Raw genomic sequence first — 19,913 nt, 5'->3', positions numbered from 1 at the left:
ATCAGCTTTTGCCCGCGAGGAGTTTCTCCAGGTCGTCGAGCGTGGCCATCGCGCCGATCGGCCCGAGCCCGAGGAACCACACCTCGTCGTCGACCCGGGCCACCTTGCCGGCCTTGACCGCGGGCAGCGCCTTCCAGATCTTGCCGTTGACGACCGTGTTCTCCGCAGTGGCATCGGGCTTGCCGTAGCTGGAGTAGAAGATCCAGTCACCGTTCGCCTGGCCGATGTTCTCCTCGGAGACCTCGAGCGCCAGCTCCTTGATGTCCTGCACCTTCGGCCGGGGCAGCCCGACGTCCTTCAGGATCACGCCGATGAACGACAGGTTGCCGTACAGCCGGATGTCGCCCGGCCGGAACCGGACCAGCGAGATCGTCGGCGACCCGGTGACCTTGCCCTTCACCTCGGTCGCGCGCTTCTGGTAGTCGTTCAGCAGCTGGGTCGCCTTCGTCTCCTCGCCGAGCGAGTCGGCCAGCAGCAGGAAGTCTTCCTTCCACGGAAAGCCCGGCCGGATGCTGAACACGGTCGGCGCGATCGCGCTCAGCTTCGGGTACAGGTCGTTGGCGCGCAGCTTGCTGCCGATGATCAGGTCCGGCTTGAGCGCGGCGATCGCCTCGAGGTTCAGCTCGCTGACGCCGCCGACCGTCTTGATGCCCTGCGCCTTGTCCGCGAGATAACTCGGTACGCCGGACTGCCCCGCGTTGGTCGCCATCCCGACCGGGGTGATGCCGAGCGCCAGTACGCCGTCCAGCTCACCGCTGTCGAGCACCACCACCCGCTCCGGCTTCTTCTCCAGCTTGGTCTCACCCAGCGCGTGCTTCACCGTCCGCGGAAACACCCCAGCCGCCGCGTCCGACCCGAGCTTCGCGGTCGCCTCGTCAGCCGTCGAGAACAGCCGGCCCCCGGTGGCGACCTCGGAGTCTCCGACCCCGGTGTCCGCCTTCTTGTCGTCGTTGCTTCCACAACCCGTCAGCACAACGGCCATCATCACCACACCGGCCACCAACCGCCGAGCCGTTCCCATCACCAGCAGTCCCATCTGTCCATCAGTCATCAGTCATCAGTCCGATTCGAAGGTTGAGGCTACAACAACTTTGGTTAGGCAGTCCTAAGCAGGCTGGAATCCGGTACTGGGGTACGGGTTTACCGTGGGAACCATGAGAAGCGGACAACTTGCCGCCGCGGCAGGCGTCAACCTGCAAACCCTCCGGTACTACGAACGCCGCGGCCTGCTCCCCGAGCCGGCCCGCACCCTGGGCGGCCATCGCACCTACCCCGAAGACGCCGTCACCCGCCTCCGCGTCATCAAGGTCGCCCAACGCCTCGGCTTCACCCTCACCGAAATAGCGGACCTATTGGCCGTCAGCAGTCACCGCGGCATGCACTCCCATGCCGGCCTCCAAGCGCAGGCAGCCACGAAGCTCGCCGCCATCGAAGCCCGCATCGCGGACCTGACCGAAATCGCGAACACCCTCCGAGAAGCAATCACCTACGGCTGCAACGACCTAACCCACTGCGCCGACTACCCGAACTGCCCCATCCCCTTCGACTAGCCCCACGCCAGAACGAACCCCACGCCGGCGCCACGCTCGCTCCTCCGTCGCTCACACGGCGCTGGCTCCCACCCACCCGACACGCGGCTCCTACGTCGCCAAACGAAACCGAGCGGTGGTCCAGGTGAGCTGTTGGGTACTCCCTTTGCGGCTCCCACGTCGCGGCCCCACCCGCTGGGCGGCTCCTTCGTTGCAGCCGCGCAAAATGCGGCACGCCCGCCGGTGAGCAGTGCCCAGTGGGCTGCGCCGGAGCGGGCGCGTAGCTCGCAACGGCTGTGCGCGGTTTGAGTGTCCCTAAGAACAGGAGGTAGTCCGCAGCAGGAGCCGTCCGCACGCTCAGCGATGAGGCCCAGCGCCGTTATCTGGGGACTACCTCCTGTCGCTCGGCACACTGGCGAGCAACTGGCCGTCGCCAAGCGGGCGACGCAGGAGCCCGCGCCCTGGGTGGGTGGGAGCTGGCGCCGTGTGAGCGACGCAGGAGCGAGCGTGGCGCAGGCGTGGGGTCCACACGCACAGGAGCAACCCAGCGCATTGGCCCTCCCAAACCACAGTCACCTCGCGACGCCCGGCGACACACAACCGGTGTCACCAAGCGGGCGACGCAGGAGCCCGCGCCCCGGGTGGGTGGGAGCTGGCGCCGTGTGAGCGACGCAGGAGCGAGCGTGGCGCAGGCGTGGGGTCCACACATGCGAGCACTCCCCAGCGCAGGTGTGCTCCCAAACCACAGTCACCTCGCGACAGCCGGCGACACACAACCGGTTTCACCAAGCGGGCGACGCAGGAGCCCGCGCCCCGGGTGGGTGGGAGCTGGCGCCGTGTGAGCGACGAAGGAGCGAGCGTGGCGCAGGCGTGGGGAAACCGCAGTCACCGCAGTATGTCCTCCTGCTGCCCGGCCGTGAGCGTGACGGTGATCGGCTCGCCGCCAGCAATCCGGACCTTGTAGGTCCCCGTCACGTCCGCTCGAATGACCACCTTCACCGGCCGACCCTCCGACCACTCGACGTCGAAAGCCAGCCCGCCTCGGGCTCGTAAACCTCGGTAGGAGCCACTGGGCCAGTCAGACGGAAGGGCTGGGAGGAGGTGGATGGTGTCTGTGTGGCTTTGGATGAGGAGTTCGGCGATGGCGGCGGTGAGGCCGAAGTTGGCGTCGATCTGGAAGATGTCGCCGTCGCGGTGCAGGAGGTTGTCCGAGACGAGCCGGCTCGTGTAGTCCCGCAGTACGGCCTCCGCCTTCTCCGGCTCGAAAAGCCGCGCCCACAAAGCGATCAGCCAAGCGCTCGTCCACCCACCCGATGGCCGGCCAGACGTCCGTACTGCGAGCGACGCCCGCACCGCATCGGCCAGCTCCGGCATAGTCTCCGGATCGATCTGCGCGCCAGGAAACAGCCCGTACAGATGCGACTGATGCCGATGGTCGAACTCCGACGGCGGCCAGTCCGTCTGCCACTCCATCATCCGACCGTCGTCCGCGACCGGGATCTCCGGCAGCCTCGGCAGCGCCGCCTGAGCGCGCACCGAGACCTCACTCGACAACCCGAGCTCAGCCTCCGCCTCGGCCAGGTTGCCGAACAGTTCCCGCAGCAACCAGATGTCGTATGCGGTGGTCAGGTCGACCGAGGCCTTCTGGCCGGAAGGCACGATGAAGTGATGCTCCGGCGCCGTCGACGGAATGAACTGCAACTGCCCGGAGCGATCCTCCACCAGCATCGACAGCACGAACTCCGTCGCGCCGAGCAGCACCGGATACGCCTTCTCCCGCAGGAAGTCCAGGTCCGGATGGAACCGGTGGTGCTCCATCAGATGCGCGGACAGCCACACTCCACAAGTCGGCGCCATCGACCACACTGGATCGTCGCCGCCGTCACCCACCGGCCAGCTGGCCATCCAGATGTCGGAGTTGTGGTGCGAGACCCAGCCGGGTGCGTCGTACAGGATGCGGGCCGTCTCGGCGCCCGACTCCGCCAGCTGTGTCAGCAGGTCCGCCAGCGGGTCGAAGCATTCGCGGAGGCCGGTCACGTCGGCGGGCCAGTAGTTCATCTGGGTGTTGATGTTGTTGGTCCAGTCGCTCGCCCACATCGGGCGGCGGTCCTGGTTCCAGATGCCCTGCAGGTTCGCAGCCTGCGTGCCCGGCCGGGAAGATGCCATCAGCAAGTACCGACCAAAAGCGAAGATCAACGCGCTCAACCCAGGATCCGTACCACCCAAAACGACCGCGCGAATCCGTTCGTCGGTCGGCAGGTCCACCGGCTCCCCGAGAGTCAGCTCAGCCCGGTCGTACAAAGCAATATGGTCGTCGAGATGCCGCTGCTTGAGCTTGCCGAGATCAACGGAATCGAGCAAAGTGGTTGCCTCCCGCAACGCGACAGCAGGATCGGAGCCGGGAGCAACAGACCAGCCCGCGAAGGTGCTTGCCGCTGACAACAACACGGTCACACTGTCCGCACCACGAACAAGCAGACCAGCATCGCCGGCCCGCACCGTCCCGCCCGCCGCAACAACCCGCAGAGCGACACCGAAGCCGATCCCCTGCCCCTCGCGGTACCGGATCGGATCCGGGCTCCTCCGGTACTCGATAGTGAGGTCCGATGGCGCGTGCCCGACCATCGTCACCAGCTCGCCGTCCACGTCACCACTAACTGGGTGAGGACTGGTCAGCGCCAGGTCGAGATCGATCGCACCCGCCGAGCTCGCCTCGACAGTCCACACCATCACCTGGTCCGGCGCCGAGACATAGGTCTCGCGATGAAAGCGCACTCCCCTACGCGTGTAGTCGACGGACACAATTCCGGTCCGAAGATCAAGCGCCCGCCTGTACTCCGTTGCCCCATCGCCGGGAAACCCAAGAAACAAATCGCCCAGTGGCTGGTACGACTCGACCAGTGGACCCTGGAGAGCCCGCGCGCGTTCCGACGCGGCGTACTGGTCGCCCTCTTCGAGCAGGAGCCGGCGGATGTCGGCCAGCACCTCCGGACCGTCGGTCACCGCGAGCTTGCGCGGACCCGCGCCTGACCACACGTCGTCGAGGTTCAGCGCGATCCGCTCGTCCTCGACCCGGCCGAACACCTTCGCACCGAGATGGCCGTTGCCGACCGGCAGTGCCTCGAACCAGTCCGGCGCCGGCGTACGAAACCACAGTTCCTGCGACATACAGAGAGTTTCCTTTCACACAGAGGGCCGGCCGCGCCGGGAGCTAGGACGGTAGCTCCCGGCACGGCCGGTGGACGAACTACTTGTTGCCGGACTTGTACTTGTCGTAGGCCTGCTGCTCCAGCTCGAGGTACCGCTTCATCCCCGTGCTGTCGAGCCCCTTCACGTAGGCGTCCCAGCCGGAGTCGATGTCCTTCGTCCCGGTGATGAAGGCCAGCTGGTTCTGCGTCACGTAGCTGTTGAGGTTGGTCTGCAAGGTCGCCAGCTCACCGCTGAGGCTCGGGTCCACCCAGACGGAGGCCAGCGGGAACCACTGCGCCTTGTCCTCGTGTCCCTCGTACAGCTTGGTCGCCTGGAAGAGCCGGCGCTCGAGACCGGCGTCCGAGTAGATGTCGGCCGGTACCGCCTGCTCGTTGCGGTAGGCAAGAGTGATGTTGTACTGCGCCATCGAGTCCCAGGAGATGTTCTTCTTCTTTTCGGCCTCACCGAACCGGTAGTAGCCGACCTTCGTCTTGTCGTCGAGGGCGATGTCACCCGGCCGCGGCTTGGACCAGCCGACGCCCTCCGGACCCATCACGCTGACCTTGCGGCCCTCGTCGCTGTAGATGTAGTCGAGCATCTTGATCGCGGCGACCTGAGCCTCCTTGCTGGCCTTGTTGGTCAGCATGAAGGTGTAGCCGGTCGAGCTCGGGTAGTTGTAGCCGGTGTAGCTCTTGCCCGCGGGACCGGTCAGCGGCGGTACGGCGTCGTACTGCTTGTCGCGGCCGTCCTTCGAGCCGAGCTGGACGAAGATGCCCGGCCACAGCACCGGTACGGACCCGACGACAACCGCCTTCGGGTTGTTGCCGGTGGCCTTGAGCGCCTCCGCGTTCTGGGTGAAGGAGGCCTTGTCGATCAGGCCCTCCTTGTAGAGGGAGTTGATGTACTTCAGGCCCTCCTTCCAGGCATCGGAGTTGACCGGCGTGACCACCTTGTCGCCGTCCAGCGCGAGCAGCGAACGGTTGCTGTTGCCGCCGACCGGGTTGTACGCGAACGGGTTCATCAGGAAGCCCATCAGGCTGCTGTCCTGGACGTCCGTGGTCATCGGGATCTCGTCGGCCTTGCCGTTGCCGTTGGGATCCTGGGTCTTGAAGGCGCGCAGTACGGTCCGCAGGTCCTCGGTCGTCTTCGGCATCTGCAGGCCGAGCTTCTTCAGCCAGGCGGAGTTGATCCACAGCTTGTCCGGGTAGGTGCAGTGGAAACAGTCCGACCACTGCGGCAGCGCGTAGATGTGCCCGTCCGGCGCGGTGGACATTTCCTTCAGCGTCTTGTTGGAGTCCAGCTGCTTCTGGATATTCGGCGCGTGCTCCTTGATCAGGTCCTCGATCGGTACTGCGACGCCCTGCGTACCGAGCTTCTGTACTTCGGCCTGCGTGATGCCGTCGACCCACGGGATGAGCATGAACAGGTCCGGGTAGTCGCCGCTGGCCAGCGCGATCTGGCGCTTCTCTTTGGCAGCTCCCGCGTCGAGGGTGGTGGTCTGCCAGCGGAACTGGATCTTGAACTTGTCGCTGATCAGCTTGGTGACCAGGTTGGTCTCGAGGTTGTCGTCGGGTCCCTGCGGCGCGAAGGTGTCGATGACGACCTTGCCGTCGGCACTCACCTCGTTCTTGGCCGCGTCGCCGGACTTGTCGGAGCTGCAGCCGCCGACGGCCAGCGCGATGGCAGCCACCAGGCCGGCCACCACCTTGCTCTTGTTTGAGCGCATTTTCCTTTGTTTCCCTTCTGGAACAGAACGACTACTAGCCCTTGACGGCGCCGACCATCACGCCCTTGGTGAAGTGGCGGGCGATGAACGGGTAGATGAGCAGTACGGGCAGGCTCGAGATGACGATCAGCGCGTACTTGAGGACGTTCGCGAGTTGCTGGCGTTCGAGCGTGGCCGAGATGTCGGCGGCGGCGCCCGTGGTGGAGTTGAGGATCAGGATGTTGCGCAGCACGATCTGCAACGGGTAGAGACCGGGGTCCTTGAGGTAGACCAACGCATCGAAGTACGTGTTCCACTGGAAGATCGCGTACATCAGGGCGATCACCGCGATCACCGGCTTGGACAGCGGCAGGACCACCGACCAGAGGAAGCGCAGGTCGCTGGCGCCGTCGAGGACCGCGGCCTCGTACAGGTCGTCGGGGATCGTACTGCGGAAGAACGTCCGCGCAATGATGACCTGCCAGACCCCGATCGCGCTCGGGATCACCATCGCCCAGCGGGTGTTGAGCATGCCGAGGTCCTGGACCACCAGGTACGTCGGGATCAGTCCGCCGGAGAACAGCATCGTGAACAGCAGCAGGCTCATGATCACGTTGCGGCCGAAGAACGTCTTGCGGGACAACGGGTACGCGATGGCGATGGTCAGCGTGACGCTGATGAAGGTGCCGCCGACCGCGTAGACCAGGGAGTTGTAGTAGCCCTTGAGGATCTGCGGATCGCTGAGCGCCTCCTGGTACGCGCGCAGGCTCGGCTCGACCGGCCAGAGGAACACCTGCCCGGAGCTGACCGCCCCCGCGCTGCTGAACGAGTTGGCGACGACGTAGATCAGCGGCACCAGTACTGCGACCAGCGCGACGGTCAGCATCACCTTGACGCCGATCAGGAAGATCCGGTCGGACCGGGTCTCGGCGATGGTGGACTTGTTCTCGCTCATGACCACAGTCCGTTCCCCGTGATCCGCTTGGCGGCGAAGTTCACACCGACCAGCAGGAGCAGGTTGATCACCGAGTTGAACAGGCCGACCGCGGTCGCCATGCTGAAGTCGGCGTTGAGCAGGCCGGTCTTGTAGACGTAGGTGGCGATGATCTCCGACTGCGCCAGGTTCAGCGGGTTCTGGAACAGGAACGCCTTCTCGAACCCGATCGACATGATGTTGCCGACGCCGAGCACCAGGATGATCACCGCGGTCGGCATGATGCCGGGCAGGTCGACGTGCAGGATCCGCTTGATCCGGCTCGCGCCGTCGATCTTGGCCGACTCGTGCAGCGCCGGGTCGATTCCGGACAGCGCGGCCAGGTAGATGACCGCGGAGTACCCGGTGGTCTGCCAGACGTCGGACCAGACGTAGATGTGGCGGAAGTAGTTGGGATCACCGAGGAAGTCGATCGCCGGTACGCCGAAGAGGCCGATCGCGTCGTCGACGAAGCCGATCCGCGGCGAGAGCACCAGGATCGTCATCGAGACCACCACGACGGTCGAGATGAAGTACGGCGCGTAGGTGACCAGCTGCACGGTCTTCTTGAAGAAGCCGGCCCGGATCTCGTTCAGCGCGATCGCCAGGATGATCGGGATCGGGAAGCTGGCCAGCACGGTGTAGGCGGCCAGCAGGAAGGTGTTCTTGACCAGGGTCCAGAACACCGGGTTGTGGAAGAACAGCTCGAAGTTCCGGAAGCCGACCCAGTCACTGCCCCACGGGCCCTTGATCGGGCTGTAGTCCTTGAACGCGATCACCGCGTTGGAGATCGGGATGTACTTGAAGATGACGAAGTACGCGAGCGGCGCGAGGATCAGCAGGTAGAGCTGCCAGTGCCGGCGGAAGCTGCGCCGGGCCTCCGTCCAGCGGCCCGGCCGCTTGATCCGGGCGGTCGTCACCGCCTGCTTCCGCAACGGCGCGGGTGGCGCCGGTTTCATCTCGATCGTTCCGCTCACACCCGCGTCCCTTCGGTGTTCTGGCCATGCCGATGACAAGTCGTGACTGGGAGACAACCCGATATCCGATAGGATTTTTGTGTCTCAACCGGGAGGATGACACAGAACCCGGGACAGCGGAAGAGCCACCGGGACTCTCGATACCGGACCTTGACCAGATCGCGTTTGCCCTTTGCTGCAAGGGCTTTCCGGTCACCGTCACCAGTCGGCGAAAATGTTGCCAACAGCAAATAACACCGCCAGGCCCCGTGGCTCCCCACGAGACCTGGACGGTCGCCAACGGCGGCCCGGAGTCACCCTGAGCCGAGACCCCGAACCGCTGGCACGAATTTATTTCCTACGTGAACTATATCCCAGTCAACTGGGCGTCGGGGCTTATGTCAAGACGTGAACTCACCCGGCACCGGCGATGACGAAACCCTCTGCGAGATCTGACGGTCGGTGCGGATCCGCCCGTGAACATGCCAGTCATGCCACCCATCGGCATGCCGGATCGCCTGCCGCAGGGTCCCCTCCAACGCGAACCCGCTCTGACCAGCCACTTTGCAGGAAGCGCGGTTGCCGACCGAGTGCTGGATGTCCAGCCGATGGAAGCCGATCTCGTCAAAGGCCCAGCGACAGACGGCCTCAACCGACCGCGCGGCGATCCGTCGACCACGCGCGGCAGGCAGGACCCAGTAAGAAAGACCGGCAGAGCCTTCCGTCAGCGAGATGCTGCGCAGCCCGACCTGCCCCAACGGGTTGTCATCGCCATCCACCACGGCCCAGCTCACCGCCTCTTCAGCGGCCCACCGCGCCTCCCACTGCGCGGTCCACTCAACCGCCTCGTCGAGAGCATCGAGACGCCGTACGTGCCAGCGCTGAATGTGCTCGCACCCGAAGGCGGCCTGCACCATCGCCGCATCGCCCCCACACCACGGCCGAAGCCGCAGCTCCTCGTCAACCCCCAGCGACGGCTGTGAAAGCCCCCGCAAAGTCCCCACGGACAAGGCCGGCTCAACAAGCAGAGGCATGCCCCTCATTATCCGGGTGCGGGGTACAGGTCGCGCGGTGATAATCGGGGCGCATGGAGCTGGTGTGGTGGGACGAGGCTGATGGCACTCGGTTGTACTTGTTGACGGCTGGGGCTGAGCTCGAGCTTCAGGAGGAACGAGCGCGCGAGCACGCGGCAGCCAATCCACCCGCCGGAACTGCGATGTTCGGGGTGAACGCTGATGATGCGGAGACTCAGGCGGCCGTGGTTGCGGCTGGGTATGCGGTGGCGTTCACGAGGGTGCGGATGACCAAGGAACTGCACGAGCCGGGCCCGCTGGAACTGCCGGAGGGGATCGAGATTCGGCCGGCGAGTGCGGCGGATCATCGGGTGGTGTACGACGACATCGCGGTGGTCTTCGGGGGAAGCCGGCTGGGATATGTGCAGGACACGTTCGAGGAGTTCGAGCGAGACGCCGCTGAGGAATTCCCCGATCATTCGCTGTGGACGCTGGGCTGGGCGGGCGACAGGCTCGCCGGGTGGGTGATCAGCGGCGCCGCGGACACCCCGTGGGTCGGAGTACGGGCCGCGTGGCGACGGCGAGGGCTGGCGTCGGCCTTGTTGCGCGCGAATCATCGGCAGTTGTGGGAGCACGGCGTACGGACCGCGTCGTTGTGGACTCTCGCGGAGAATCCGACCGGCAGCGTCGCGCTGTACGAGCGCCTGGGGTATCGGGTGGTCGAGCGGCAGCCGCGGTATCGCAAGGCCTTGCAGCCCGCTTGACCTGACATGGTGGACCCGACCCGACCATCACGGGGGAACGGCCGGGCCGGGCTAGTTCGATGGTACCCAGGTGAAGGGTTGTCAATCGGTCTGGGAGGGCCGCGGAAGGTAACAAAAAGAACAGGCGCGTGAGCAGGCGGTGCTCTACCATCGCCGACATGCAAACCCCTTCCTGAAAGCGCACCACCGCCGTCAGTGAGCCCCCTGGGCCGCTGACCTGTGCCGTCGTGCGTCACGCCCGGCGCGCTGACCGTCGTCTACGACCGGTCGCGCCCCGTCATGCCCGCACACGCGCTGCTTTCAGGAGTGAGTCGGCCTCAGCCCACTGCAACTCGTCCTGGTCGGAACGACGCTCGAAGTCGCCTGCTTCCTGTTCGAGATCCCGACCGGCATCGTCGCCGACCTCTACAGCCGGCGGTTGTCCGTCATCATCGGCTTCACCTTCATCGGCGCGGGTTTCCTGCTGCAGGGGCTGGTGCCGACGTTCCTCGCGATTCTCGCCGCGCAGGTGCTGTGGGGTCTCGGCTTCACCTTCACCTCCGGCGCCGACCAGGCCTGAATCACCGACGAGGTCGGCGAGGAGAAGGTCGCGCCGGTCTTCGTCCGGACCCAGCAGGTCGAGCTCGCCTGCCGGATCGTCGGCATCGTCTCCGCCGGCGCGCTCGGCCTGCTGAGTCTGAGCCTGCCGATGCTGCTGTCCGGTGCCGGGATGATGCTGACCGCGTTGGCGCTGTTCGTCTTCATGCGGGAGCAGAACTTCCACCGCACGCCGAAGTCCGAACGCCAGACCTTCCGCCAAATGGGCGATACCTTCAAACACGGCCCTGGCGGTCGCCCGGCGTCGTCCGGTAGTTCGCATGCTGCTGCTGATCAGCCTGGTCTCGGGGCTGTCCAGCGAGGCCTTCGACCGGCTCTGGTCGGTACGGGTGCTGTCGGACTTCAGCTTCCCCGATCTCTCGGAACGACCGATCCAGCTGTCTGGTTCGCCGTCTTCTCACTCGTCGGCACACTCCTGGCGCTGGGTGCCTCACTCGTGGTCAACAGGGTCTCGCCGGACCGCGTCAACTCGCTGCATCCGAGCGGCTTGCTCGCCTTCCGCCTGGCTCAACCGCAACCTCCGTACTGCGCTGACGGCGTCCGGGCTGATCCTGTCTTCGATCCCACTCCTCTACCTGCGACTGCGGCCGGACACACACCGCGCAGTACCGGGCTACAGAAGCGCAAGCGGAGGCCACCAGCTAACCGGCGACCGTTTGCTCGCGGGAGCCGTCGGGTACGCGAAGGAGGCGCCGCTCGCCGTCCGGGCAGTACGGCGTACGAAACTGGAGGTGTCTGATGGGTATCGGCGCAGGAATCTTTCTGCTGGCCCTCGGCGGTGTGTTGGCTTTCGCCGTCTCGGACCGGATCAGCGGCGTCGACCTGACCATGGTCGGCTACATCCTGATGGGAGCCGGCGCACTCGGACTTGTCCTGGTGCTCCTCCTCAACGGCCAGCGCACCCGCGAAACCCGCGCTTCCCGCACCACCGTCGTCGAGGACGACCCCACCTACCGCGACCCGCGGATCTGACTTCGGAGCGAGTGGAATAAGGCGGCCGGGGCCGCGGCTATACGCAGTATGAAGTCAATCGTGCACGACCAGCTCGGCCCCGCCGACTCCGTACTCCGCCTTGCCGATCGCGAGATCCCCCAGCCGGGGCAAGGCGAAGTACGGATCCGTGTGGCCGTTTCAGGCGTCAACCCGACCGACTGGAAGTCCCGCACCGGCCTGTACGGCGGCGAGGCGGTCGAGTCCGTCCCGAACCAGGACGGCTCGGGCGTTGTCGACGCTGTCGGCACGGGAGTCGAGGGAATCGCGGTCGGCGATCGGGTCTGGGTCTCGCTGGCGGCGTACCAGCGGCCTTTGAGTGGGACCGCGCAGGAGTACACGGTCGTCCCGGCCGAGCGCGTGTTTCCGCTTGCGGACGACGCTTCGTTCGAGCTCGGCGCGAGTATCGGCATTCCCGGAATTACTGCACACCGCGCATTGACGGTCGCCGAGGGTGGACCGACGCGGCTGTCGCCCGGAGCCCTTGAGGGCAAGGTGATTCTCGTTGCGGGTGGTGCCGGCGCAGTGGGTCACGCAGCAATCCAGCTGGCCCGCTGGGCGGGTGCGACCGTCATCGCAACGACCAGCCCCACGAAGACGGAGTACGCCGTGGCCGCGGGCGCTCATCACGTCGTGAACTACCGCGATGACGACGCTGCGGCTCAGATCCGCAAGTTCGCGCCTGACGGTGTGGACGTGATCGTCGAGGTCGCCGCGGGCGCCAACAACGAACTCGATCTCGCGGTACTACGTCCGCGCGGCACCATCGCGATCTACGCCAACGACGGCGACAAGCCGTTCGCGATCGACATCCGCTCCAACATGGGCCTGAACTCGCGCTACCAGTTCGTGCTGCTCTACAGCGTGGGCTGGGAATTCATCACCGCCGCGGCCGAGGACCTCAACGCAGCCATCGCCGACGGCGCTGTCCCGGTCGGCGAAGAGGCGGGTCTGCCGCTGCACCACTTCCCTCTCACCGAGACCTCCGACGCCCACCAGGCTGTCGAGGCCGGCGCCACCGGCAAGGTCCTGATCGACGTCGCGAAGCTCTGACCCCGGTAAGCGCATCCCGAAGGGGTTGACAGTCTTCGACGCAGGGTGGTGTGATCCGATCGGACAGTAAGGATAGGAAACTTTCCTAATTATCCGATTGGCTCCCCTGCAGCTCCTTCCGCCCCGGAACATCAGGAGACCTCGATGACTCGTCGATCCCTTCGGCGTGCGCTGCTGAGCGCTCTGACGGCCGTCGCCGTCACGCTGACCCTCGCACCCCTGACCCCGTCCGCCACCGCGGCACCCACCGACTACCAGGCCGAGGACGCGACCATCTCGCAAGGTGCGGTCGAGTCGAACCATGCGGGCTTCACCGGTCGCGGTTTCGTCAACTACGACAACGTCGTCGGCAGCTCTGTCGAATGGACGGTGACGGCACCCGCCGGACCGGCCGACGTGACTCTTCGCTACGCCAACGGAACGACGGCCGCCCGGCCACTGGACTTCACCGTGAACGGTGTCGCCGGCGCGGTCGGCATCACCTTCCCCGGCACCGGCGCCTGGAGCACCTGGGCGACCAAAACGGTCCGGCTGACACTCGCCGCGGGGACGAACAAGATCCGCGCCCGCGCCGCGACCGCCGACGGCGGCCCGAACGCCGACGTACTGACCGTCAATCCGACCAGCGACGACACCCAGCCGCCGTCCGCTCCAGGGAACCTTGCCGTGAGCAACATCAAGTCGAACGCCGCGACCTTCACCTGGACGGCTGCCACCGACAACGTCGGTGTGGTCCGGTACGAGATCAACCGCGGTGGCAACGTGCTGAAGGTCGTTGACGGGAGCACCTTGTCCGCCACGGTCGACACGCTGACCGCCAATACGGCGTACGACGTGTCGGTCGGTGCCTTCGATGCCGCGGGCAACGCTTCGCAACAGAGCAACGTGGTCGCCTTCACCACCCCGCCGAGTGGTGACACCCAACCACCGACGCCGCCGGGCAACCTGCGTAGTACGGCGACCAGTTCGAACAGCGTCTCGCTTGCCTGGAACGCATCGACCGACAACAGCGGCAGCATCGCCGGGTACGACGTCTACCAGGGCGCGACCAAGGTGTCGACGACGAACTCCCTGACCGCGACGATCACGAACCTCGCGCCGAGTACGCAGTACACGTTCACCGTCAAGGCGCGCGATCCCGACGGCAACGCGTCGGCGGCCAGCAACGCGGTGACGGTGCGGACGGCCGGAACCGGCGCCGGGGGCATTCCGGCGTACGACCGGGACATCGCGAAGGTCGACCTGGGCTGGAGCGTCGCGTTCCTGCCGGACAGCTCGGGGTCGGCGCTGGTCACCGAGCGGGACCGGTTCGAAGTACTGCTGGTGACGGCGACCGGGCAGAAGACCACGCTGGGCAAGGTCCCTGGCACTGTCACCACGACTGGTGAGGGCGGCCTGCTGGGCTTGGCGCTGTCGCCGAACTTCAGCACCGACCGCTGGGTGTACTTCTACCAAACGGCCGCGAACGACAACCGGATCGTGCGGATGAAGTACGAGAACGGCGCCCTCGGCACGACGGCGGAGCCGGTGCTGACCGGGCTGGCGAAGAACCGGTACCACAACGGCGGGCGGCTGCGGTTCGGTCCGGACGGCAAGCTCTACGCGACCGTCGGCGACGCCAAGAACAGTAGCAACTCGCAGAACCGGAACTCGCTGAACGGCAAGATCCTGCGGATCAATCCGGACGGTACGCCGCCCAGCGACAACCCGTTCTTCAGCACCGGCGGCAATGCGCGGTATGTGTGGGGGCTGGGATTCCGCAACCCGCAGGGCCTGGCGTGGGACTCGCGTGGACAGCTGTGGGCCAGTGAGTTCGGTGACAACAGCCAGGACGAACTCAACCTGGTGCAGAAGGGCGGCAACTACGGCTGGCCCGCCTGCGAAGGCACCATCGGCGACTGCGGCGGCTACATCGCCCCGAAGCGCACCTGGTCGACGGCGCAGGCAGGCCCGAGCGGCGTCGAGATCGTCAACGACTGGATCTACATCGCCGGCGTCACCGGCAGCCAGCTCTGGGTCACCCAGATCAACTCCACCGGCACCGGCGTAGGCACCCCGCAAGCCGTCTTCTCCGGCCGCTGGGGCCGCCTCCGCAGCATCACCAAGACCCCCGACGGTGCCCTCTGGCTCACCTCCACCAACAACGACAAGAACGGCGGCACCCCCACCGTCCTCGACAACGACATCGTGCGCCTGAAGTTCCCCTAAAAACTTCGGTTGAGATCAAGGGCGCTGATAGCGTCCGGGATCTGATGATCGATCTTCCGGGTGGCAAGGTTGCGTTGCGCGACGAGGGGACAGGCGCCTCTTGGGTTGCCGAGGTGCGGCCGTTTCGGTTGGCGGCTTGTGCGGTGACGCGGGAGCAGTACTCCGGTTCAGGGGGCGCCTTGCCGGCTACTGATGTCTCGTGGCTCGACGCGATCCGGTATTGCAACGCGTTGTCGCGAGCGGAGGGGCTCGTACCGGCGTACGGGCTGGTCGACGGGGACCGGGATGCGGAGCGCGTCACCTGCGACTGGACGGTGGACGGATATCGGCTGCCGTCGGAGGCCGAGTGGGAGTATGCGTGCCGTGCGGGCAGCCGCGAGGCCCGGTACGGCGAGTTGGACGAGATCGCCTGGTATCGCGACAACTCGGACGGCCGGGTGCACGAGGTCGGCGGGAAGGCCCCGAACCGCTGGGGTTTCCACGATCTGCTCGGCAACGTGTGGGAGTGGACCTGGGATCTCCACTCAGTTGCTTACGGCCCCTATCGGGTGTTCCGTGGCGGTGGCGCCTACGATCCGCCGAACGCTTGCCGGGCCTCCAGCCGTCGCAAGAGCCACCCCACGTTCGCGATCGACGATCTGGGCTTCCGCCTCGCCCAGACCGTCCGCTGACTCACCAACTGGTGTTGAGAGGTTTGCCCTCGGAGTAGCCGGCGGCGCTCTGGATGCCGACGACCGCCCGCTCGTGGAACTCCTCCAGGTCGGTCGCGCCGACGTACGTGCAGGAGCTGCGGATACCGGAGACGATCGAGTCCAGAACGTCTTCCACACTGGGGCGTTCGGGGTCGAGGTACATCCGCGCGGTCGAGATGCCTTCGCCGAAGAAGCTCTTGCGGGCGCGCTGGAAGGGGGTGTCGTCCGCCGTACGGAGCCGCACCGCGCGGGCCGACGCCATCCCGAAACTCTCCTTGTAGATCCGGCCGTCGCTGTCGCGATGCGGGTCACCCGGGGACTCGTAGGTGCCGGCGAACCACGAGCCGATCATCACGCTGGATGCTCCCGCGGCCAGCGCGAGCGCGACATCCCGCGGATGCCGTACGCCGCCGTCCGCCCACACATGCTTGCCGAGCTCACGGGCCCTGGTCGCACACTCCAGTACTGCGGAGAACTGCGGCCGGCCGACAGCCGTCTGCATCCGGGTCGTGCACATCGCGCCCGGACCGACTCCGACCTTGATGATGTCGGCACCAGCCTCGACCAGATCCTCGACACCAGCCGCGGTGACGACGTTGCCCGCGACAACCGGTACTGCGGGCTCGAGGGCACGGACGGTTCGCAGTACTTCGAGCATGCGCTCCTGGTGCCCGTGCGCCGTGTCGATCACCAGCAGGTCGATGCCGGCATCGAGCAGGGCCTTCGCCTTCTGCTCCGCATCGCCGTTGATGCCGATCGCGGCCGCGACCCGCAACTTGCCTTGGGCATCGAGAGCCGGGTCGTAAAGCGTGGCGCGCAGTGCGCGGTTGCGGGTGAGGATGCCGACGATCCGGTCCTCGGCATCGACCACCGGAGCGAGTCGGTGGTGACCGTCGTGCAACTGGTTGAAGGCTTCCTCCGCCGCGATCCCGGCCGGCAGGGTCAGCGGCTCGCGCGACATGATGCCGCGCAGCTGGGTGTAACGGTCGACGCCCTCACAGTCGGCATCGGTCACCACGCCGACCGCACGACCGTTCTCGACCACGATCACCGCGCCGTGCCCGCGCTTGGGGAGCAGGTTGAGGGCTTCCCCGACGGTGCCGCTGGGCGCCATCACGAGCGGCGTGTCATAGATGGTGTGCCGCTGCTTGATCCACGCGACCACCTCGGTCACCACCTCGACCGGGATGTCCTGCGGGATCACCGCCAGCCCACCGCAGCGCGCGATCGTCTCGGCCATCCGCCGCCCGGAGACGGCGGTCATGTTCGCGGCGACGATCGGGATCGAGGCACCGCTCCCGTCCCGGGTGGTGAGGTCCACGTCCAGCCGCGACTGGACCGCGGACCTGTTCGGCACCAGGAACACGTCGTTGAAGGTCAGATCCTGCTCGGGCAGCTGCCCCCGGACGAACCGCACAGCACTCACCTCACCAGCCAGACTCCAGATGTTCGGAGCCTACGTCACCAGTGCAGAACCGCCGCGCTGCAGCCGCCGCGAGGGCCTCGCGGAGCCCGCTGCCAGCTGCCTCGTGGCGCTCAATGCCAGTTGCTGATGGAAACGTCGTCCGGGGACGGCTGGCCCTTGCCGGTCTCGATCAGGGCCTTGAGGCTCAGCAGGAAGGTCGCCCACTTGGTGCTGCAGTGGTGCATGAACTCGACCGGCTCCTTCCAGCCTTCGTGGCTGAAGTTCACGATGGCCCACTCGTCGACCTGGGACAGCTCCCACCGGACGTGTGTGCCGATCCATTCGTCGGGCCCGCTGACGACCTCCCAGAGCACCCGCTGGTCCGGCTCGAGCTCGACCACCGACATGTCGAAACCGCCCGGCGGGAACCTGAACTCCAGGACGCCGCCGATGTCGTTGCCCTTGCCAACCGTGTCGGTGGTCCACCAGGCCGCCAGCCCTTCGACCGTGGTCAAGGCCTGGTAGACCTGCGCGACCGATCCCTTGGCGCCGACTCTGTGCAGGATGTCATTCATGGCGATTCTTCTTTCCTGTCCTGGTTCTTCCGTTGCCGGGCGCGCCGGATCGTCTCGGCGATCCGCTTGATCCGCCGCAGCCGGCCCTCCCAGGCCGCCTCCCCGGCGGGATCCCTCGGATCACCCATCACGCCTCCACATGCAACCTTTCGTTGCACATGACTGTAACGGACCGGGACAGGATTACGCAACCATTGGTTGCTTGTTGTGTGAGGAGTGTCAGGAGTTGAGCGTGGCGGTGCCGAGGGCTGCCAAGCTGGTCGCACGGTTGAGGTCGACCTCGCCGTCCGCGATGACTACGGCGTACCGGTTGGTCATCCGGGTGCCGTCGGCGAAGCGGACCTCGGCGCTGAAGAACGGGGCCGGGCCGAGGCAGCCGAAGGGTTCGGAGCGGGCGAACCACTGCGGCGGGTGCTGCGCGTTGGTCGGGGCGTCGACCATGACGATCGAGGAGGCGCCTTCGACCTCGTCGTGCTGACCGGTGAACGCCATCCACGATGCGTGGCGTCCGCGCAACGCCTCGCCGGTCGCGCCGTCCGGGCCGAGCACGGTGCCACCGGTGAACGACCGCGGGCCGCGCCAGAACAGACCGCCGTACCCCGCGTCCGGCCGCCCCTCCGTGGTGGGCGAGCCGATCATGATGTCCGCGCCACTGACGTTCTCCATCGACGTCTCGAAGGTCAGCACCCAGGCGTCGCGCTCGGCCTCGACCCGCGCGGTCAGGCGCCGGGTCTCGGTGACGACGTGAGTCCCGTCGAAGCGGTACCAGTCGAGGTCGTGAACGAAGGTGAAGACGTCATCGGTGACCTCGACCACCCCGGTACGCCGGTGTCGCGTCGCGCCGTTGTTGTCGAGCGACACGTAGCCACGATCGGCCCGGAAGCTCGGCCCGCCCCAGAAGTTGTCGGCGCCGAAGTGTGGCAACGACCAGGCGAGCCCGACGTGCCACAGATGGTCGTGTGGCCGATAGATGCTGACGACCCGGCCGCCGAGAGTCCGCAGCGGATGAACGTACGGCCGCGGCGACTCGTACTGCGCCGCGGCCGACTGGTAGACGTACGTGAACAGCTCGGTATCGGCAACGGCCACCGACACGCTGGCGGTCTCGTCGTCGCGGTAGGTCAGGTCGCTCATGCGCCGGTCTCCTCGTTCCACGGTTCGGCGAAGCCGTCCATGCGCTCCTCGAACGCCCCGCCCTGCTGGATTTCCTCGCGACTGACCGACTGCTTGGTGATCGCGGATTGATAGATCGCGGCAACCAGTTCCATCGTCACCAGCGCGTCCGCCAGCCCGACAGGCGGCGGCGTACCTTCGGTGCGCGCTCGCACCCAGGCCTCGTACTGCGACCGGTGGCTGCTGCGCTCGCCCTCGACCGACGACCACTCCAGATCGTCCGCGCCCGGCGCCGGCGTGAAGCGCCAGTCGTCGCCTGTGTACCCGTAGAGGTGTTCGAGCTCGACGGTCGCCCGCTCGTAGTCGAGCCGGAGATAGGAGGACTCCCGCGGTGACACCAGTGAGTTGGTGATGGTCGCGACCGCGCCGGACTCGAACCGCACGATCGCGCACGAGACGTCTTCGGTGGCAGTCCGTCGCGCCAGCTTGCCGGCGTACGCGGTGACGTCGGTCCACCGCCCCCACAGGTCGAGCAGCAGGTCGAACTGGTGAATGCCGTGACCCATCGTCGGCCCACCACCCTCGACGTCCCACTTGCCGCGCCACGGTACGTCGAAGTACGGCTGGTCGCGGAACCACAACGTGTTGCAGACCCCCACCAGCGGCCGCCCGAGCGACCCGTCACCGTGCAGCCGCCGCAACTGCTCGGCCCCCGGACCGAACCTGTGCTGGAAGATGCAGCTGACCGTGCCCGTCGAGCGCTCTTCCGCCTCAGCGAGCTCACGCATCTGCTTCAGCGACAGCGTCGGCGGCTTCTCGATCACCACGTTCACGCCGGCCTCGAGCGCCTCGATCGCGAGTGGCCCGTGGCTGGCCGGCGGCGTACAGATGACGACGGTGTCGACGTCGCCGCCCGCCAGCGCGTCCTGCAGCGACGAAGCGGTCCGGCCCACCGCCCACCGCTCGGCGAACTCCTTGGCCCGATCGGCGTCGAGGTCGACCCCCGCGACCAAGCGAACCTGGTCCGGAAAGGCCGACAGCGCCTCGGCGTGGGCGTTCGCGATCCCGCCGGTGCCGACGATCGCGACGCCGTACACCGGAGCCGGGGTGACCGCCGCGGACGCGCCGGCGTTTGCTGTGGAGTGCATGCA

18 protein-coding genes are annotated in these 19,913 nt (G+C 66.6%); 6 read left to right on the top strand and 12 right to left on the bottom strand.

Annotated elements, in window-relative coordinates; genetic code table 11:
• Window position 1 precedes the first annotated feature (1 nt).
• Window positions 2–1,051, bottom strand: a complete 1,050-nt coding sequence (locus AB0F51_RS20275) for an iron-siderophore ABC transporter substrate-binding protein (RefSeq protein ID WP_360282015.1) — start codon at window positions 1,049–1,051, stop codon at window positions 2–4.
• Window positions 1,052–1,154: 103 nt separating this feature from the next.
• Here AB0F51_RS20275 and AB0F51_RS20270 point away from each other — a divergent pair, with 103 nt between their 5' ends.
• Window positions 1,155–1,550 (top strand): MerR family transcriptional regulator, encoded by a 396-nt coding sequence (locus tag AB0F51_RS20270; RefSeq protein WP_360282013.1) that lies wholly within the window; start codon window positions 1,155–1,157, stop codon window positions 1,548–1,550.
• Window positions 1,551–2,414: 864 nt separating this feature from the next.
• Here AB0F51_RS20270 and AB0F51_RS20265 read toward each other — a convergent pair.
• The 5 genes from AB0F51_RS20265 to AB0F51_RS20245 form a co-directional block, all read right to left on the bottom strand.
• On the bottom strand, window positions 2,415–4,697 hold the full coding sequence (locus tag AB0F51_RS20265; protein ID WP_360282011.1) for a glycoside hydrolase family 95 protein: 2,283 nt from the start codon (window positions 4,695–4,697) through the stop codon (window positions 2,415–2,417).
• Between the two features lie 79 nt (window positions 4,698–4,776).
• Window positions 4,777–6,444, bottom strand: coding sequence for an ABC transporter substrate-binding protein (locus AB0F51_RS20260; RefSeq protein WP_360282009.1), 1,668 nt, complete (start codon window positions 6,442–6,444; stop codon window positions 4,777–4,779).
• A 34-nt stretch (window positions 6,445–6,478) separates the two neighbouring features.
• A complete protein-coding gene (locus tag AB0F51_RS20255; protein WP_360282007.1) occupies window positions 6,479–7,378 on the bottom strand; it encodes a carbohydrate ABC transporter permease in 900 nt (299 codons plus the stop codon).
• Window positions 7,375–8,373: an ABC transporter permease subunit gene (locus AB0F51_RS20250; RefSeq protein ID WP_360282005.1), complete on the bottom strand. Its 999-nt coding sequence runs from the start codon at window positions 8,371–8,373 to the stop codon at window positions 7,375–7,377. The genes AB0F51_RS20255 and AB0F51_RS20250 overlap by 4 nt, the downstream gene beginning before the upstream one ends.
• A gap of 380 nt (window positions 8,374–8,753) precedes the next feature.
• On the bottom strand, window positions 8,754–9,386 hold the full coding sequence (locus AB0F51_RS20245) for a GNAT family N-acetyltransferase (RefSeq protein WP_360282003.1): 633 nt from the start codon (window positions 9,384–9,386) through the stop codon (window positions 8,754–8,756).
• Window positions 9,387–9,439: 53 nt separating this feature from the next.
• Between AB0F51_RS20245 and AB0F51_RS20240 the strand changes: the two genes are divergently transcribed.
• The gene (locus AB0F51_RS20240) at window positions 9,440–10,129 is read left to right on the top strand and encodes a GNAT family N-acetyltransferase (protein ID WP_360282001.1); all 690 of its coding nucleotides are present in this window, start codon (window positions 9,440–9,442) and stop codon (window positions 10,127–10,129) included.
• A 277-nt stretch (window positions 10,130–10,406) separates the two neighbouring features.
• Here AB0F51_RS20240 and AB0F51_RS20235 read toward each other — a convergent pair whose 3' ends face one another.
• Window positions 10,407–10,949: a hypothetical protein gene (locus tag AB0F51_RS20235; protein WP_360281999.1), complete on the bottom strand. Its 543-nt coding sequence runs from the start codon at window positions 10,947–10,949 to the stop codon at window positions 10,407–10,409.
• A gap of 515 nt (window positions 10,950–11,464) precedes the next feature.
• Between AB0F51_RS20235 and AB0F51_RS20230 the strand changes: the two genes are divergently transcribed.
• The 4 genes from AB0F51_RS20230 to AB0F51_RS20215 all read left to right on the top strand — a co-directional run bounded on the left by AB0F51_RS20230 (window position 11,465) and on the right by AB0F51_RS20215 (window position 15,648).
• On the top strand, window positions 11,465–11,698 hold the full coding sequence (locus AB0F51_RS20230) for a DUF6458 family protein (RefSeq protein ID WP_360281997.1): 234 nt from the start codon (window positions 11,465–11,467) through the stop codon (window positions 11,696–11,698).
• Between the two features lie 48 nt (window positions 11,699–11,746).
• Window positions 11,747–12,769 carry an NADPH:quinone reductase gene (locus AB0F51_RS20225; protein ID WP_360281995.1) on the top strand — a complete coding sequence of 341 codons (1,023 nt, stop codon included), beginning with the start codon at window positions 11,747–11,749 and terminating at the stop codon, window positions 12,767–12,769.
• Between the two features lie 144 nt (window positions 12,770–12,913).
• Complete coding sequence (locus AB0F51_RS20220) at window positions 12,914–14,977, top strand: PQQ-dependent sugar dehydrogenase (RefSeq protein WP_360281993.1); 2,064 nt, start codon at window positions 12,914–12,916, stop codon at window positions 14,975–14,977.
• A gap of 44 nt (window positions 14,978–15,021) precedes the next feature.
• The gene (locus AB0F51_RS20215; RefSeq protein WP_360281991.1) at window positions 15,022–15,648 is read left to right on the top strand and encodes an SUMF1/EgtB/PvdO family nonheme iron enzyme; all 627 of its coding nucleotides are present in this window, start codon (window positions 15,022–15,024) and stop codon (window positions 15,646–15,648) included.
• A 1-nt stretch (window position 15,649) separates the two neighbouring features.
• Here the strand turns inward: AB0F51_RS20215 and AB0F51_RS20210 are convergent, their stop codons facing one another.
• From AB0F51_RS20210 to AB0F51_RS20190, 5 genes are all read right to left on the bottom strand, one after another.
• The gene (locus AB0F51_RS20210; RefSeq protein ID WP_360281989.1) at window positions 15,650–17,086 is read right to left on the bottom strand and encodes a GuaB1 family IMP dehydrogenase-related protein; all 1,437 of its coding nucleotides are present in this window, start codon (window positions 17,084–17,086) and stop codon (window positions 15,650–15,652) included.
• Between the two features lie 119 nt (window positions 17,087–17,205).
• Window positions 17,206–17,649: an SRPBCC domain-containing protein gene (locus AB0F51_RS20205; protein ID WP_360281987.1), complete on the bottom strand. Its 444-nt coding sequence runs from the start codon at window positions 17,647–17,649 to the stop codon at window positions 17,206–17,208.
• Window positions 17,646–17,777, bottom strand: a complete 132-nt coding sequence (locus AB0F51_RS20200; protein WP_360281986.1) for a hypothetical protein — start codon at window positions 17,775–17,777, stop codon at window positions 17,646–17,648. The genes AB0F51_RS20205 and AB0F51_RS20200 overlap by 4 nt, the downstream gene beginning before the upstream one ends.
• A gap of 91 nt (window positions 17,778–17,868) precedes the next feature.
• Window positions 17,869–18,783, bottom strand: coding sequence for a PmoA family protein (locus tag AB0F51_RS20195; protein ID WP_360281984.1), 915 nt, complete (start codon window positions 18,781–18,783; stop codon window positions 17,869–17,871).
• Window positions 18,780–19,910, bottom strand: a complete 1,131-nt coding sequence (locus AB0F51_RS20190) for a Gfo/Idh/MocA family oxidoreductase (RefSeq protein ID WP_360281982.1) — start codon at window positions 19,908–19,910, stop codon at window positions 18,780–18,782. Before AB0F51_RS20190 ends, AB0F51_RS20195 begins: the two co-directional genes overlap by 4 nt.
• Between the last annotated feature and the right edge of the window lie 3 nt (window positions 19,911–19,913).

Origin of the sequence: Kribbella sp. NPDC023855, from assembly GCF_040639475.1 — a bacterium.
Lineage (GTDB): Bacteria > Actinomycetota > Actinomycetes > Propionibacteriales > Kribbellaceae > Kribbella.
This window is presented reverse-complemented; position numbering and strand designations above follow the sequence as displayed.